Source organism: Streptomyces sp. NPDC093591, assembly GCF_044764885.1.
GTDB lineage: Bacteria > Actinomycetota > Actinomycetes > Streptomycetales > Streptomycetaceae > Streptomyces.
The window spans coordinates 72,296-87,377 of record NZ_JBIWIY010000024.1 but is presented as its reverse complement, the minus strand read 5'-3'; the positions used below and the strand labels follow the sequence as shown (position 1 = coordinate 87,377).

The 15,082-nt window shown below is 71.7% G+C and carries 14 protein-coding genes and 1 pseudogene; 7 read left to right on the top strand and 8 right to left on the bottom strand.

All coding sequences use genetic code 11. The features are described from left to right. Positions 1-15 precede the first annotated feature (15 nt). From ACIREI_RS40065 to ACIREI_RS40045, 5 genes are all read right to left on the bottom strand, one after another. On the bottom strand, positions 16-921 hold the full coding sequence (locus tag ACIREI_RS40065) for a dihydrodipicolinate synthase family protein (RefSeq protein WP_403344191.1): 906 nt from the start codon (positions 919-921) through the stop codon (positions 16-18). Beyond that, positions 918-2,297, bottom strand: a complete 1,380-nt coding sequence (locus tag ACIREI_RS40060; protein ID WP_403344188.1) for an FAD-dependent oxidoreductase — start codon at positions 2,295-2,297, stop codon at positions 918-920. Before ACIREI_RS40060 ends, ACIREI_RS40065 begins: the two co-directional genes overlap by 4 nt. Continuing rightward, positions 2,290-2,592 carry a (2Fe-2S)-binding protein gene (locus ACIREI_RS40055; RefSeq protein WP_403344185.1) on the bottom strand — a complete coding sequence of 101 codons (303 nt, stop codon included), beginning with the start codon at positions 2,590-2,592 and terminating at the stop codon, positions 2,290-2,292. Before ACIREI_RS40055 ends, ACIREI_RS40060 begins: the two co-directional genes overlap by 8 nt. After that, positions 2,589-3,740: an NAD(P)/FAD-dependent oxidoreductase gene (locus ACIREI_RS40050; protein WP_403344182.1), complete on the bottom strand. Its 1,152-nt coding sequence runs from the start codon at positions 3,738-3,740 to the stop codon at positions 2,589-2,591. Before ACIREI_RS40050 ends, ACIREI_RS40055 begins: the two co-directional genes overlap by 4 nt. A 117-nt stretch (positions 3,741-3,857) precedes the next feature. Beyond that, positions 3,858-4,520, bottom strand: coding sequence for a hypothetical protein (locus ACIREI_RS40045; protein ID WP_403344179.1), 663 nt, complete (start codon positions 4,518-4,520; stop codon positions 3,858-3,860). Positions 4,521-4,743: 223 nt separating this feature from the next. Here ACIREI_RS40045 and ACIREI_RS40040 point away from each other — a divergent pair, with 223 nt between their 5' ends. From ACIREI_RS40040 to ACIREI_RS40030, 3 genes are all read left to right on the top strand, one after another. Then, positions 4,744-5,394 carry a helix-turn-helix domain-containing protein gene (locus ACIREI_RS40040; RefSeq protein ID WP_403344176.1) on the top strand — a complete coding sequence of 217 codons (651 nt, stop codon included), beginning with the start codon at positions 4,744-4,746 and terminating at the stop codon, positions 5,392-5,394. Between the two features lie 53 nt (positions 5,395-5,447). Beyond that, positions 5,448-5,972, top strand: a complete 525-nt coding sequence (locus tag ACIREI_RS40035; RefSeq protein ID WP_403344365.1) for a toxin-antitoxin system, toxin component — start codon at positions 5,448-5,450, stop codon at positions 5,970-5,972. A gap of 251 nt (positions 5,973-6,223) precedes the next feature. Continuing rightward, complete coding sequence (locus tag ACIREI_RS40030; RefSeq protein WP_403344173.1) at positions 6,224-6,454, top strand: hypothetical protein; 231 nt, start codon at positions 6,224-6,226, stop codon at positions 6,452-6,454. Between the two features lie 10 nt (positions 6,455-6,464). Here ACIREI_RS40030 and ACIREI_RS40025 read toward each other — a convergent pair whose 3' ends face one another. Together ACIREI_RS40025 and ACIREI_RS40020 are read right to left on the bottom strand one after the other, a co-directional pair. Then, entirely contained in the window at positions 6,465-7,145 is a 681-nt protein-coding gene (locus tag ACIREI_RS40025) for a 4'-phosphopantetheinyl transferase (RefSeq protein ID WP_403344170.1), read from the bottom strand. Beyond that, positions 7,142-8,002: a metallophosphoesterase family protein gene (locus tag ACIREI_RS40020; RefSeq protein WP_403344167.1), complete on the bottom strand. Its 861-nt coding sequence runs from the start codon at positions 8,000-8,002 to the stop codon at positions 7,142-7,144. Before ACIREI_RS40020 ends, ACIREI_RS40025 begins: the two co-directional genes overlap by 4 nt. A gap of 301 nt (positions 8,003-8,303) precedes the next feature. Between ACIREI_RS40020 and ACIREI_RS40015 the strand changes: the two genes are divergently transcribed. Both ACIREI_RS40015 and ACIREI_RS40010 read left to right on the top strand, forming a co-directional pair. After that, positions 8,304-9,428, top strand: a complete 1,125-nt coding sequence (locus tag ACIREI_RS40015; protein ID WP_403344164.1) for an ATP-grasp domain-containing protein — start codon at positions 8,304-8,306, stop codon at positions 9,426-9,428. A gap of 150 nt (positions 9,429-9,578) precedes the next feature. Continuing rightward, on the top strand, positions 9,579-11,261 hold the full coding sequence (locus ACIREI_RS40010; protein WP_403344161.1) for a carbohydrate binding domain-containing protein: 1,683 nt from the start codon (positions 9,579-9,581) through the stop codon (positions 11,259-11,261). Between the two features lie 163 nt (positions 11,262-11,424). On the opposite strand, the gene ACIREI_RS40005 is transcribed toward ACIREI_RS40010, so the two are convergent. Next, complete coding sequence (locus ACIREI_RS40005; protein WP_403344158.1) at positions 11,425-12,660, bottom strand: MFS transporter; 1,236 nt, start codon at positions 12,658-12,660, stop codon at positions 11,425-11,427. 545 nt (positions 12,661-13,205) lie between these two features. Between ACIREI_RS40005 and ACIREI_RS40000 the strand changes: the two genes are divergently transcribed. After that, positions 13,206-13,805: a GNAT family N-acetyltransferase gene (locus ACIREI_RS40000; RefSeq protein ID WP_403344155.1), complete on the top strand. Its 600-nt coding sequence runs from the start codon at positions 13,206-13,208 to the stop codon at positions 13,803-13,805. Then, a pseudogene (locus ACIREI_RS39995) lies at positions 13,802-14,842 on the top strand (cytochrome P450); the annotation flags it as partial. The gene ACIREI_RS40000 and the pseudogene ACIREI_RS39995, both read left to right, overlap by 4 nt. Between the last annotated feature and the right edge of the window lie 240 nt (positions 14,843-15,082).

The window sequence follows — 15,082 nt, the reverse complement described above, 5'->3', positions numbered from 1 at the left end:
CGGCCTCCTTTGCGATCAGCGCGAGTGCGGTTGGGCGAGTCCTTCGGCGACGGCCTTCTCGGTGGCGGCGCGGATCGTGGCCTCCTGCTCGGGCAGCAGGGGCACCCGTGGCGGACGACAGCGTCCCCCGTGGCGGCCGACGATGTCCATGGACAGCTTGATCGCCTGTACGAACTCGACCTGGGAGTCCCAGCGCAGCAGCGGGTGCAGCTGCTCGTAGAGCTTCTTGGCGGTGCCCAGGTCGCCGCCGACTGCCGCGCGGTGCAGCTCGACGCAGGCCTTCGGCAGCGCGTTCGGGTAGCCGGCGACCCAGCCCTTGGCGCCGGCGATCGCGAGCTCCAGCAGGACGTCGTCGGCGCCGATCAACAGGTCGAGTTCCGGGGCGAGTTCAGCGATCCGGTAGGCCCGTCGGACATCTCCGGAGAACTCCTTCACCGCGTGGATGTACCCCTCGCGGTGCAGCTTGGCGAGCAGTTCGGGGACGAGGTCGACCTTGGTGTCGATGGGGTTGTTGTACGCCACGACCGGGATGCCCGCCTCGGCGACCTCCGCGTAGTGCGACAGCACCGAGCGCTCGTCGGCACGGTAGGCGTTGGGCGGCAGCAGCATCACCGACTCGCAGCCCGCCTCGCGCGCCTGCTCGGCCCAGCGGCGGGACTCGGCCGAGCCGTAGGCGGCCACCCCGGGCATCACTCGCGAGCCGCCGATCGCGGCCACGGCGGTCTCCACTACCTTCGCCCGCTCCTCGGGGGTGAGGACCTGGTACTCCCCGAGGGAGCCGTTCGGTACGACGCCGTCACAGCCGTTCTCGACGAGCCAGGCGCAGTGCTCGGCGTACCGGTCGTAGTCGACGCGGAGGTCGTCGTCGAGCGGGAGGGCGGTGGCGACGAGGACGCCGCGCCAGGGGCGGTGGTCGGTCATGAGGTTCCTCTCTCCGTGGCGATGTCATGTTGGCGAGCGAGCACGCCGAGCGGTACGGGTCGCGCGAACGGCCTTCGGGACGCGGTGAGTTCACATCCGGCGAGCCCGGCGACCGCGGGCCCGCACACACGTCCCTGGCACCAGCCCATGCCGGCCCGGGTCAGCAGCTTCACGGTGCGCACGTCGCCCGCCCCGAGCTCGTCCACGGCCTCGCGGACGGCCCCGGCGGTGACCTCCTCGCAACGGCAGACGAGGGTGTCGTCGGTGACCTGGCCGCTCCAGTGCGCGGGCGGCGGATACGCGGCGTCGAGGGCGGCGGCCGACTTCCGCAGTTTCGTACGGGACTTGGCGGCCGCCGCCCACTGCGCGGGGTCGGGTGCCGTGCCCCGCAGGCGTGCGGCGGCCGAACGTCCGGCGATGTGCCCTTCGGCCAGGGCGAGGGCCGCGCCGCCGACGCCGGTGGACTCCCCCGCCGCCCATACGCCGGGCACGTCCGTGCGCTGCTCGTCGTCGACGGCCACCGTGAGGCCGTCCAGGCGGCAGCCGAGGGTCTCGGCGAGGTCGGTGTGCGGGAGCATCCCGTGTCCGACGGCGAGGGTGTCGCACGGCAGGTACCGCTCGGTGGCGGGGCGGACGCGCCCGTCGGGGTCGAGCGCGGCGACGGTGACGCCGGTGAGCCGCTCGTCGCCGTGGGCACGGACCACCGTGTGGCGGGCGAGGAGGCGGACGCGGTGCCGCAGGAGGCGGGCCGCGTATCCGGCGCCCTCGGGGAGCTTGCCGGCCAGGGCCCTGCCGTGCCGTACGAGGTCCTTGGGGCCCGCCGCTTCGACGAGCGCCGCGATCTCGACCCCGGCCGCCGCGAGCCCGGTCGCCACGGGCAGCAGCAATGGCCCGGTCCCGGCGACGACCGCCGTGCGCCCCGGCACCACGAGCCCGCCCTTCAGCATCGCCTGCGCCCCACCGGCGGTGACGACACCGGGAAGGGTCCAGCCGGGGAAGGGCAGCACCCGCTCGTAGCCGCCGGTGGCGAGGAGTACGGCGTCGGCGTGCACGGCGACCGAATCCCGCTGCTCGGGACCGAGCAGGGCGTGCACGGTGAAACCGTCGGACTCCCGTTCCACGGACCAGACGTGATGGTCCGTCAGCAACTGGATGTCGCTCGCGGCCAGGCCGTCCCGCAGCCGTTCCCAGGTCCGCCACTGGTGGTGCAGGGCCCCCGGCCGCCGTGCGCGCAGACCTGACGCGGGCTGCCGGTAGAACTGCCCGCCCGCTTCCGTCGCTGCGTCGACTATCGCGACCGTCACGCCCTGGGCGGCGGCCGCCAGTGCCGCGGCGAGTCCCGCCGGACCCGCGCCGATCACCACGAGGTCAGCCATCGTGCCCCGTCCCCTCCTGCGTCCGAATGGCATCGCCCGGGTGCAATGGCACCAGGCAGGCCCGCTGGTTCGGGCGGTCGTTGACGGTCACGAGACAGTCGAAGCAGACGCCGATGCCGCAGAAGACACCGCGCGGACGGCCCTCGCCCCGAGTGCTGCGCCACGAGGTGACACCGGCCGCCCAGAGCGCGGCGGCGACCGTCTGGCCGGGCGACGCCTGGATCTCGCGGCCGTCCAGGGTGACCGTGAAGGCCGGGCCCGGGTGGGCGTCGGCAAGCTCCAGAGGGGTTCTCATACGGCCTCCTCGGCGAAGCGGTCGGGGCGGAACGGCGTCAGGTCCAGGTCGGGGGTCTTCGCGGTCAGCCCCTGTGCGATCAGGTGGCCGGTGCCGGTGGCGAGTCCGATGCCGGCGCCCTCGTGGCCGCAGGCGTGGTGGAGCCCGGGGACACGGGGATCGGGGCCGATGGCGGGCAGGTGGTCCGGCAGGTACGGGCGGAAGCCCAGGTACGCGCGCATCGCGTGCACGTCCGACAGGCACGGGAACAGCCGGGTCGCGCCCGCCGCGAGCGCCCGTACGACGGGCAGGGAGAAGGTCCGGTCGAAGCCGACCCGCTCGCGGCTCGCCCCGATCAGGATCGGGCCCGCCGCAGTGCCCTCGACGACCGGCGAGGTCTGCAGCGCCGCCGAGTCGCTGGCCACGTCCGCCACATAGTCGGCGGCGTACACCTTGTGGCGGACCAGGCGCGGCAGCGGCTCGGTGACGAGGACGAAGCCGCGCCGCGGGAGGACGGGGAGGTGGACACCGGCGAGTGCGGCGAGCTCTCCGCCCCAGGTGCCGGCCGCGTTGACGAGCGCCGGGGCGTGGATGTCGCCCCTGTCCGTGCGGACCCCGCGCACCGCGCCGTCCGGCGTGCGCAGGACGCCCGTCACCGTCCGGCCGGTGCACAGGCGGGCGCCCGAGGCGCGGGTGAGGTGGGCGGCGGCCAAGGCGGGCATGACCTGGCGGTCCTGGGGGTAGTGGACGGCGCCGGGCAGGCCGGGGGCGAGGTGGGGTTCGAGGTCGTACAGCGCGTCACCCGCGACCGGTTCCGCGACGACCCCCGCGGCGCGCTGCCCGTCGGCGAACCGCTTCAGCGCCGCCAGCCCGGCCGGGGAGGAGGCCACGACGACACCGCCCTTGGCCTCGTACTCGACGGCGGCCCCGAACTCCTGCGCCAGCTCGCCCCACAGACGGCCGGACAGCAGCGCGAGGTCGAGTTCCGGGCCCGGTTCCTTGTCGGAGACGAGGATGTTGCCCTCGCCGGCCCCGGTCGTGCCGCCGGCCACCGGGCCGCGGTCGACGAGGATGACGTCGAGGCCCGCCCGAGCCGCGTACAGGGCGCAGGCCGCGCCCACCATTCCGGCTCCGACGACCACGACGTCGCAGGTCAGTCGCTCGCTCACGCCAGTACTATGTCACACACCACTCTGGGAGAGAATAGTCCCGCGCCGTCTTCTCACAGCAATCGGAGACCCCCTGACGGGGCGCCGTCGGCGACCTGAACGCCGACGGTGCCCCGTTCAGTCCTCGGGGGCCGGCACCACGCGCAGGTGAGCGGCGGTGCGGCGTGCCCCGCGCACCCGGGGCCGGTCGCGGCGCACCTCGCGCAGCACGAACGTCAGCCGGGTGTAGCCCATCTCCTGAAGGCTCCTGGGCGTCTCGTCGACGACCCGGCATTCGGTGGCACCCCAGCGCGGGTCGGGGTGCAGCAGCGGACGGACGGAGCCGTCCTGTGCGACGGCCCGCTCACCGACCGCGCGGATCCAGTGCGGCAGGCCCTGCCGGTAGGCGGCCTCCATGATCGGGTCCTGGGCGATGTCCCGGCGGATGGCCTGCAGGCCGTGGTCGTGGCCGTGCCGCTCGACGGCGGCGGCGAAGTGGGCCAGCATCGGCAGGCACCAGCTGGACTCGTGCTCGCCGAGGACCGTGCTCGCGTCCGGATGGAAGAGCACGAACCGGAGGAAGTTGTCGTGGGGCATGGCCGTGGGGTGGGGGCCCACGCCGTGGAAAAGTGACGCGAAAGCGGTGTTCGCCAGAACGACGTCCCAGCGGTGGTCGAGGATGACGGACGGAAAGGGCACGGCCTCCAGGAGGGTGGCGTAATCCCGTAGATACGCCTGGGCCTCGGGACTCTCGGGGGCGGGTCGCGGTACGGACCGCTGCCCACCTGCCTGATATGCCATCGGGAGGTCACCCCTCTTGCCTATGCGGCCTTCACGCGGCGCCTTGATCCTGCTGCCCCGCTCCATGGCGTGTCAACTATCGTGGCATTTCATGCCTGTTGACGGCTGAAATTGGCCACAGTTGTGGCGAGACCTGGATGTGAGTTCGAACCAACCGGTAATCTCCGTCAGGTTCACGGCAACCGTTTGTGAGAAGCCTGTGAGAGACGTAGGAGTTCTGTCGGTGACGGATGGCTTCGAGGGTTCGGGCGCCACGCCGACGGCCGTACTGCCGGCCGTCGTCGCTCGTGTGACCGCGCTCGCCGACCGGCTCGGCGTGCCGCACGCGGAGGTCTTCGCCACCGGTCGCCTGTCCGTCGCCTCCGGCGTCCCGGAGCCCGTGGTCAAGGCCCTGCTGAGCGGCCGCCCGGCGGGTGAGCCGGACGTACAGGCCCGGTTCCTGCAGCGACTGGACCTCCTGCGCCGCACCCGCCTCAAGCCCAACGGCCGCAAGTACACCCAGCAGGAGATCGCCGACGGCGCGGGCATGTCGCGCCAGCAGGCGGGCGCCCTCATCAACGGCGACCGGCGCCCCACCATGGAGCACTGCGACGCCATCCAGCGCTTCTTCCGCGTGCACGCCGGATTCCTCACGGCCGAGGACCCCGAGGCGCTCGCGAGCGCCCTCCAACGCACCGAGCAGGACCTGCTGCAGAAACTCGCGGAGCGCGAGGCGGCCCAGGCCGCCGAGGATCCGCTGGAGAGGCTCCTCCAGGACCACGGCGTGCGCGGAATCGCCTGGCGGGCCGCCCAACTGCCCACCGACCAGCACCGCGACAAGGTCGCGGAGTGGCTGGACATGCTCTTGGAAAGCGTCAAGCGGCCCGAGTCGTGATCCGGAGGGGAAAACCGGGGAAGAACGGGAGAACTGTGGGCATTGCCAGGGAAATGCGCCGCCTGTGCGGCGAGTTGGTCGCGGAGCTGAAGCTTCCCGCGCCCGCGGCGCCCGAGAAGCTGTACGGCGCCCTGTGCGACGCGATGAGCAGACGCCGCGGCCGCCCCGTCCACTTCCGTACGGCCGCCTTCCCGCCCGGCACGGCCAGCGGACTGTGGCTCGACATGGCCGACCAGGATCTCGTCGTGATCGAGGAACGCACCGCTCCAGAGCATCAGTTGGTGATCCTCGGCCACGAGCTGTGGCACATGAAGGCCGGCCACTGCAGTCACAGCGTCGAGGGCGCCAGCGTGGCGGCCCGGCTCCTCGACGACGACGCCGACCTGCGATCGACGGTCCTGAAGGTCGCCGCCCGCAACCACTTCGACCAGGCCGAGGAGAAGGAGGCCGAGACCTTCGGCCTGCTGCTGGCCAGCAAGTGCCGTCCGTGGCTGGCGGTTTCGTCGGTGCGAGGGCAGCGGGACCACCTGGCGGGGCGGATCGAGGCGTCACTGGGTTACCTCGGGCCACAGGGCTGAGGGCCCGCCCCTTCCAAGAGCTCCAGTCCGCTGCCAGTCACCACCGCATGGGCGCCGGAGGCGTGCCGCACCGGTTCCGCGGCGCCCACCGGACGCAGCCGCCCGGCGCGCGCCGGGTGCGCTCTCGCCTCCGCTAAGCGGGCGAACCGACGCGTGGGCGGACCCGATTGTCAGTGGTGGACGGCAAGCTGGTGATGCGCCCTCATGTGCGGGGCGTGACGCGACGACGCCGACTTGGGGAGAGCCGACCGATGCCCACCGCCGTACTGACCGACCGCGAGCGCACCGCCGTCCAGGCCTATCTGCGGCTGTTGCACACCGTACGAGCCGCGTTCGACGGTCCCCCCGGCTCCCGCCGACCACCCGTCGTCCCGCCCTCCGTCCTCGCCGAGGCGGAACAGGCGCTGGCGGACGCGGGACTGAGCGGCAACGAGGAGGAGTTCTTCCGGCTGCTGCAGAGCTGGTGCCCCGCGAAGTCCTAGCGGTCGGGGCTCAGGCGTGCGGCACGCTCACCGCGGTCGCGACCAGCCCCCGTCGGACCGTCCACCGGCCCTCGAAGAGGTCGATCCGGCGGTCGCCCACCACCGGGCCCGGCACCAGGAGCCGGGCCCGGAAGCCGCCGCTGTGCTCGTCGCCGGGGTCGGTGAGGACGTCGATGTCGGCCTCGCTGAAGTCCAGCCACTTCCCGGTGAGGGGAAACCACGCCTTGTAGACGGACTCCTTGGCGCTGAACAGGAGCCGGTCCCAGTGGATGGCGGGGTGGTCACCGGCCAGACGGCGCAGCCGTTCCGCCTCGGCGGGCAGGGCGACGGCCGGGAGGACACCCTCCGGGAGCGTCCGGTGGGGTTCGGCGTCGATGCCGAGGGAGGCCAGGTCGGCGGCGCGGACCAGCGCGGCGGCGCCGTAGCCGTCGCAGTGGGTCATGCTGCCGGTGAGGCCGGCCGGCCAGCCCGGGGCGCCGCGGTCACCGGGCAGGATCGGCTGCGGCGGCACGCCGAGCTTCTCCATGGCGCGGCGCGCGCAGGAGCGTACGACGGCGAACTCCCGGCGGCGCTTGCCGACCGCCTTGGCTACGACCGCCTCCTCCTCGGGGTACAGGGCAGCGTTCGGGGGCTCCTCGTCGCCGTACGCCTCGACGGTGACGACCGTGTCCGGCAGCAGTTCCTCGATCAACGGTCCCCGTCCTCCCCGGGCAGAATCCGGCGCAGCCGTCCCGGCGGATCCGGTCGCTTGCGCCACTCGCGGGGGTATCCCACCGACACCTCCTCGAAGCGGACGCCCTCGTGCCAGGTGGTCCGCGGGATGTGCAGGTGGCCGTAGACCATGGTCTCGACGCGGAACCGGCGGTGCCAGTCCGCGGTCAGCCAGGTGCCGCACCACATGGCGAACTCGGGGTACCACAGGACGTCCGTCGGATGCCGGTCCAGCGGGTAGTGGTTGACGAGGACGGTGGGCAGGTCGCCGGGCAGCGCGGCGAGCCGGCGCTCGGTCTCGGCGACCCGGGCCTCGCACCAGGCCTCGCGGGTCGGGTACGGGTCGGGGTGCAGCAGGTATTCGTCGTTGCACACGATCCCGGTGCCGTGCGCGTACTTCAGCCCCTCCTCCTTGGTGGGGCAGCCGGAGGGCAGGAAGGAGTAGTCGTACAGCAGGAACAGCGGTGCCACGGCCACCGGGCCGCCGGGGCCGTCCCAGACGGGGTAGGGGTCCTCGGGGGTGGTCACGCCGAGTTCCCGGCACATCTCGACCAGGTGCTGGTAGCGGGCGACGCCGCGCAGGGTGACGGAGTCCTTCGGGTGGGTCCACAGTTCGTGGTTGCCCGGCGCCCAGACGACCTTGCGGAAGCGGCCGGCGAGCGTTTCGAGTGCCCAGCGGATGTCGGCCACGGTCTCCGCCACGTCCCCGGCGACGAGCAGCCAGTCGTCGTCCGAGCCGGGGCGCATCTTCTCGACGAGGGCGCGGTTCTCCTCGTAGCCGATGTGCAGGTCACTGATGGCCAGCAGTTGTCCGGCACCGCCGGCCGTCGACGTCACCCTCGCTCCTTTCGATCACACGAATGACACCACGAGAACACAGAGTGCCGCACCGGTACAAGGCGGGATCTCGTCGGCGGTCCGACCGGGCGGTGGCGGGGTGACGGCCGGGGCGGTCAGGAATGATCCGCAATTCCGTAACACGTACGTTGCACGCGGCACGCTTTGAAAGCCGTATGATCGCCCCAACACCACCGCCATGAACGTCCCTTCGCACGGGGCGGTTTGGTGTCCCTCCAACCACCCTGCCCGGGCACGGGCCTGCTTTGCCCTGCCCGCGAACCCGAAAGGACGGCCCTGCATGGTCTCTCGCGTACGCGTCTGGCTCAACCGCACGTACGCGGAGAACGTGTTCTTCATGGATCAGCTGCGGAGAAATCCCAGCGATCGGGCCGTCGAGATCCATGCGACGCACGGGGACGCCGACTCTCCCGTGCTGGCCGCCGCCGACACCGCCGATCTGGAGCCGGAGGGCCTCTCCCCGGCCGCGTATGTCGAGTACGCGCTCGACCAGTGCCGGCGCCGTGGCATCGACGTCTTCGTGCCCCGGCTGCACCAGTCGGCGATCGTGGCGCACCGCGCGGAGTTCGAGGCGGCCGGTACGGCGCTGCTGGCGCCGCCGCCGGAGGCCGTGGCGGTCTTCCAGGACAAGGTGATCGCGTACGAGGCCGTACAGGCGATCGGGGTGCCGGTACCGCCGTGGTGGCGGGTGCGCACCGCCGACGAACTCGTCGCCGCCGTCGAGGAGTTGGAGGCGGCGGGTCACAAGGCCTGCTTCAAGCCGGCGTCCGGTGCGGGCGGGGTGGGCTTCCGCGTCATCACGCGCGCCCCCTTCTCACTCACACACCTCAGCGGGTTCCCGACCCCGTATGTGCAGCTGGATCTTGTGGTGGACGCGCTGCGGCGGGCCGACGAGCCGGTGGACTGGCTGGTCATGCCCCGGCTGGAGCAGCCCGAGGTGTCGGTGGACTGCCTCACCGGTCCCGACAACCGGGTCCGGCTGGCGATCGGCCGGGTGAAGAACGGTCGTCGTCGCGGGTTCACGCTGCAGGAGCAGTGGCTGGAGCCGGCGCGGCTGATCGCGGAGGGGTTCGGGCTGCACTATCTGTCCAACATCCAGTTCCGGATGTTCGGGGAGACGCCGGTGCTGATGGATGTGAACACGCGGCCCGCCGGCGGTTTGCATCAGCTGTCGTTGTGCGGGGTCAACGCACCTTGGCTGGCTGTCCAGTTGGCGCTCGGGGAGGACCCGGGGGTGGTGGCGCCGCCGTTCCTGGGGCAGGACTACACGGTCGTGTCGGGGCCGCGGCCGCTGCGGCCGGTGTCCATTCCGCAGCAGCGCGCCGAGGAGACGGAGGCGTTGTTGCACGCTCTTCCCGCGCCGGTCGAGTCCGTTGAGGTTTCGGCTCAGGTACTGCCGCTTTAGGTGGTCTGCCGGGCGCCCCGCGCCCCGTAGGGCGTTGACCAATCCCGGTGTCTTCCCTTGACACCGGGATTGGTCCATACCAACTTGGGTTGCGCATCCTTCTGCATGTCTTCGCACTCCCGAACACCCCACAGCCTTCAGGGAGATCGCATGCGCAACTCACTGTTCAGACGCTCCAGACGTCGCCTTCTCGCCCTGCTCGGCTCCGCCGCACTCGCGCTCGCCGGAGCCGTCGCTCTCCCCGGTACGGCCCACGCGGCCAATATCCTGTCCAACCCCGGCTTCGAATCCGGCGCCCTCTCCCCGTGGTCCTGCACCGGCAACCTCGGCTCCGTCGTCTCCTCCCCCGTCCACGCCGGGGCCAAGGCCCTTGCCGGGGCTGTGAGTTCGAGTGACAACGCCAAGTGCAGCCAGACCGTCTCCGTCCAGCCGAACACGGCCTACGTGCTCAGCGGCTGGGTGCGCGGTTCCTACGTCTACCTCGGGGTGAACGGCGGGGCCTCCACCTGGACGTCGTCGCCGTCGGCGTACAGCCGGCTGTCGCTGTCCTTCACGACCGGGGCCTCCCAGACCAGCGCCACCGTCTACGTCCACGGCTGGTACGCGCAGGGCACCTACCACGCCGACGACATCAGCCTCGACGGGCCCGGAGGCGGCGGTTCGGACAGTCAGGCGCCGTCCGTGCCGGGCAACCTGCGGTCGACCGGCAAGACGTCGTCGAGCGTGTCGCTCGCGTGGAACGCCTCGACGGACAACGTCGGGGTGACGGCGTACGACATCTACCGGGGGTCCAGCCAGGTACTCAGCGTCTCCGGTACGAGTGCCACCGTCAGCGGCCTGTCACCGAGCACCGGCTACACCTTCACGGTGAAGGCGCGGGACGCGGCCGGGAACGTGTCGGCGGCCTCCAACGCCGTGACCGTCACCACGGCGGGCGGCGGTGGCGGTACCGGCTTCAAGCAGGCCGCGCCCTACCTCTACCTCGGTTGGGGCGACCCGCCCAGCGCGACCTCGGTGATGAGCGCGACCGGTGTCAAGTGGTACACGATGGCGTTCATCCTGTCCTCCGGCGGCTGCAACCCGGCCTGGGACGGACAGCGCCCGCTGACCGGCGGCAACGACCAGAGCGTCATCAACTCCATCCGCTCGGCGGGCGGTGACATCGTGCCGTCGATCGGCGGCTGGAGCGGCAACAAGCTCGGTCCGAACTGCTCGTCGGCGGAGGCGCTGGCGGGGGCGTACCAGAAGGTCATCGACGCGTACGGGCTGAAGGCGATCGACGTCGACATCGAGAACACCGACGAGTTCGAGAACGCGACCGTGCAGGACCGGATCCTGAACGCCCTGAAGATCGTCAAGGCGAACAACCCGGGGCTGCGCACGATCATCACCTTCGGCACCACGACGACCGGCCCGAACTACTGGGGCAACCGGCTCATCGAGCAGGCCAAGGCGCTGAACGCGGACATCGACGTCTTCACGATCATGCCGTTCGACTTCGGCGGCGGCGCCGACATGTACGGCAACACCGTGAACGCGACGGAGGGGCTGAAGAACAAGCTGAGGTCCACCTTCGGCTGGGACGACGCCACCGCCTACGCCCACATCGGCATCTCCGGCATGAACGGGCTCAGCGATCAGCAGGAGCTGACCTCCCCCGGGACCTGGACCCAGATCCGTGACTGGGCGAACTCCCATCACATCGCCCGCCTCGCCTTCTGGTCGGTCAACCGCGACCGGCCGTGCCCGGGCGGGGGTGTGACGAGCAACTGCTCCGGAATCAGCCAGAACAATTGGCAGTTCACGTCCATCACGGCCGGATTCACCGGCTGAGATTTCTTCCCATTGGTCCCCTCGGGCGGCGGCGGCCGGGGGGACCAATGGCAGGTATTCGGTTCTCCATGACCCGGTAAATATGTGCCGAGCCCGTGGCACATCGTCCGGCCGAAAGGGAACCCGTAAAGATTTTGCCGTTCGAAGACTCGCGGGCGGACCCCTACCTGGTGCCGGCCACACCGCGCAGGAGCGGCAGGCAGCCCAGGAGAAGCACCCCCGCCAGAACCCACGGGGAGTCGAGGCCGGCGTGCTTGGCCAGGACGCCGCCCAGTGCCGCGCCCAGGGGCATGGCGCCCCAGGCGGCCAGGCGGTACCCGCTGGTGACCCGGCCCAGCATGTGCGGTGGGGCCAGCCGTTGCCGGAGCGACACCGTGCACACGTTCCACAGCACGACACCCGCGCTGTTCACGGCCAGCAGGAACGCGACCAGCGGCCACCACGGCACCACCGCGACGACCAGATAGCTGACCGCCGATACGGCCACCGACACCGTCAGGCTGGCGCCGGAACCCAGCCGCCGCACCGTGCGAGCCGCGGATCTCGCACCGGCCAGGCTGCCGACGGCCGCCGCCACCAGCATCAGGCTGTAGCCGTAGGAGGGGAGGCCGAGCCGCCGTTCCACGTAGACCACGAGAACGGCGTAGACGGCCTGCTGACCCACGCCCAGCACGGCGACGACCACCATGAGGCGGCGGAACACCCGGTGTCGCCCCAGCAGACGCAGCCCGGCCCAGGTGTCGTGCAGCAGGCCACGGCCGTCCTCGCCCGCCCGCTCCGCGTCCTCGGACCGGGCGCCGGGAGCCCGTTCGGGCAGTCTTCTGAGCAACAGCGCCGACACCAGGAACGTCACGGCGTCCAGGAGGAACGGCAGCGGCTGCCACAGCGTCCAGAGCACCGCGCCCACCGGGGGACCCACGAAGCCCGTTCCGGTGATCTGCGCGGCGATGATCCGGGCGTTCGTCCGCTCCAGCTCCCGCTCCGCGGCCAGCGACGGCCCGACGGCCTGCGCGGCACAGTCGAAGAACACCTCGGCGATGCCCGAGACGAAGGCCAGCAGCGCCAGCACCGCCACCGGAACCCACCCGGACACCACCAGCGCGCACAGCACGGCCAGCATCATGCAGCGCGCCAGATCCGCACCGACCATGGGCCGGCGTCGGGGCATGCGGTCGACCAGGGTGCCGATGACCGGTGCCAGCAGCCAGGCCGCCCGGCCCGCCGCCGCGACCACGGAGACCCACAAGACGTCCTCGGTGACCGACGCCGCCAGCAGCGGCAGCGCGGCGAACCGCACGCCGTCCCCCACGGAACTGAGGGCGTTGGCGGCGACCAGCCGGCGCACGGCCGCCGCACGGATCCGGTCGGGCTCGGGCGACGAGCCGGAAGCGAACCTCATGCCGGGCGGCGCTCCCTTTCCTCGACTGCCGTGCCCCCGATACCCGATGCCGAGTGACGTACACCTACCTCGGGAGAGTTTTATCCGTTCCTTTTCCGTCCGGGTAAGAACATTCCCTTCATGCCGTCGGAATGGTTGACACGGGATTTCGTCCGTGGCAGCTTCAGCGAGCGCGAGACCGGCCGCAAGAAGGCCTCAACAAGCCTGCCGACAAAACCCCTTCGGGACGACCGAATGCAAGAGCCCAGGGTTGCGGCATTGGCAGAGCATCCCGTCTTCGCCCATGCCGCAAGCATCCTCAGCCGCTTATACCAGACCTACGACTTCCTCCTTGAGTGCGTCTCGCCCGAACTGTGGCCGCCCGGCCCGGACGGGCATCGGATCGCACCTGCCGCCGCCTTCGAACCCACGGTCCGGCACAGACTGGACCAGGCCCTGCGGCTCATTCGTGACCCTGGTGCGGTACGGATTCCTGTACCGCTGCCCGGACGGCGCCGGGGAGCCGCGGCCGGCCTACGTGAGGCGAGAACAGGTGGTGCGGTGAAGTGGACCGATTCGAGGCGGAGGAACGGGGCCCGCTGGAGGTGCGCCCCCTGCGGCCGGAGGACGAGCCCGGCGTGATCCGGGTGATGGAGGCCTGCGACGACTACCTGGTCACCGCCACCGGCTCGCCCGCTCTGCCGGCGGACGTGCAGAGCCTGTACTACGCCCTTCCCGACGGGGCCGACTTCGAGCAGAAGCAGCTCCTGGTGGTGTGCGAAGGAGCCACGGTGGTCGGCGTCGTCGATGCCGTCGAGGCGCACCCCGACGCCGCCACCTGCTCCGTGGGCCTGTTCCTCCTGGTCCCCGAGGTACGCCGGGAGGGCCTGGGCACGCGGGTGGCACGGCACCTCCTTCGGGAGGCCGCTGCCCGGGGGCTGCGGCGCGTGACCGCGACCTGCCCGGAGAGCTGGACGCCCGGCCTGGCGTTCCTGAAAAGCCTGGGATTCGACATCCAGGCGGGGGAAGAGGAGACGGCCCCGACGGTGGGCAACCGGCTGCGGATGTCCGCCGAGAGGTGCCTGCACACCGCCGTACTGGATCTTCCGGCAGGCACCGACGGGGCCGCCGCGGCCGCCGACCCCGGGAGGCGCGGCACACCATGACGGTCCTGCCCTCCCACCTCGACGCCGGGCCCGAGGGCGTCGAGCGGGACATCGCCGCGGCGTACGAACGGGTCTGTTCCTTCGACGCGGACGCGACGGGCCCGAAGGCCGGCGACCCGCATGCCGAGTTCACGGAACTGCGCCGCCGGGGTGCGGTGCACCGGTCGACGCTGGAGGAGGTACTGACGGGAGGGGCCGTGCCCGGAGGGACGTCCACGCCCGCCTGGCACGTCGTGTCGTTCGCGGCGGCGGAGCGGGTGCTCCGCGACGAGGACACCTTCTCGTCATCGGCCTACGACGACAGCATGGGCCGGGTGATCGGCCGGTCGTTCCTCCAGATGGACCACCAGGAGCACAGAGCCTGGCGGAACATCCTGCACAGCGGCTTCCACCGGCAGGCGGTCCTCGCCGACCGGGACCGGATGCGCTCAGCCGTCGCGTCCAGGCTGCGCTCCCTGGCCGCGCGGGGCGGCGGCGACCTCGTCCGGGACGTGGCCTTCCCGGTGGCGCTGACCACGATCGCTGGCATGATCGGGTTCCCGCCCGGGACGCGCATCGGCACGCTCTACACCTGGGCGGTCGGGCTGCTCGACGATACCGACGACGCGATCGGCGCCGCCGTCCGGGAACGGCTCGGCACACCGTCGGCATGGGCCGCGGACACCCTCGTCGGCCTGCTCCAGCGCGCCGAGGACCCGGTGATCGGCGCCGGCCCTCAGCTCGTGCCCGCGGTGCGGCTGCTGCTGTCGACCGGCACGGAGCCTCCGTTCCGTGCCCTCGCCACCTTGATGTTCACGGTCCTCAGCGATCGGTCGGTGGTGAACCTGCTGCGCACGGACGGATCGCAGATCCCCGCCGTCTTCCAGGAGTGCTGGCGGTGGGAGTGTCCGCTGACCTGGGTCCTGCGCCGGTGCACCGCCGAGACGGAGTTGTCCGGCCAGGTGATCAGGCGCGGTGAGCTGGTCTGCGTCAACCTCGCCTCGGCCAACCGGGACGAGACCCGGTGGAGCCACGCACACCGGTTCGACGTCCGGCGCGAGCCGCTGCCGAGCCTGGCCATGGGCACGGGTCCGCACACCTGCCTCGGGCGGCACCTGCCGCCGCGGAGTCACGGGAGCTACTGGCCGGACTGCTCGGGCCCCCGCCACGGCACCGTGGCCGACGGAATGCGCGCTGGAGACCGATGGCGTGGTCGGACGCGGCTTCCGGTCACCGAGACGGCTCGGCATCCGCCTCTGAGCACGCCCCGCCCGACGGCACCGCCCGGGTCCTTGCTC

Coding starts and splice junctions, on each gene's coding strand:
- ACIREI_RS40045 (WP_403344179.1), bottom strand. CDS start 4,520: ATGGCATATCAGGCAGGTGGGCAGCGGTCCGTACCGCGACCCGCCCCC.
- ACIREI_RS40010 (WP_403344161.1), top strand. CDS start 9,579: ATGCGCAACTCACTGTTCAGACGCTCCAGACGTCGCCTTCTCGCCCTG.
- ACIREI_RS40060 (WP_403344188.1), bottom strand. CDS start 2,297: ATGGCTGACCTCGTGGTGATCGGCGCGGGTCCGGCGGGACTCGCCGCG.
- ACIREI_RS40030 (WP_403344173.1), top strand. CDS start 6,224: ATGCCCACCGCCGTACTGACCGACCGCGAGCGCACCGCCGTCCAGGCC.
- ACIREI_RS40015 (WP_403344164.1), top strand. CDS start 8,304: ATGGTCTCTCGCGTACGCGTCTGGCTCAACCGCACGTACGCGGAGAAC.
- ACIREI_RS40065 (WP_403344191.1), bottom strand. CDS start 921: ATGACCGACCACCGCCCCTGGCGCGGCGTCCTCGTCGCCACCGCCCTC.
- ACIREI_RS40035 (WP_403344365.1), top strand. CDS start 5,448: ATGCGCCGCCTGTGCGGCGAGTTGGTCGCGGAGCTGAAGCTTCCCGCG.
- ACIREI_RS40055 (WP_403344185.1), bottom strand. CDS start 2,592: ATGAGAACCCCTCTGGAGCTTGCCGACGCCCACCCGGGCCCGGCCTTC.
- ACIREI_RS40005 (WP_403344158.1), bottom strand. CDS start 12,660: ATGAGGTTCGCTTCCGGCTCGTCGCCCGAGCCCGACCGGATCCGTGCG.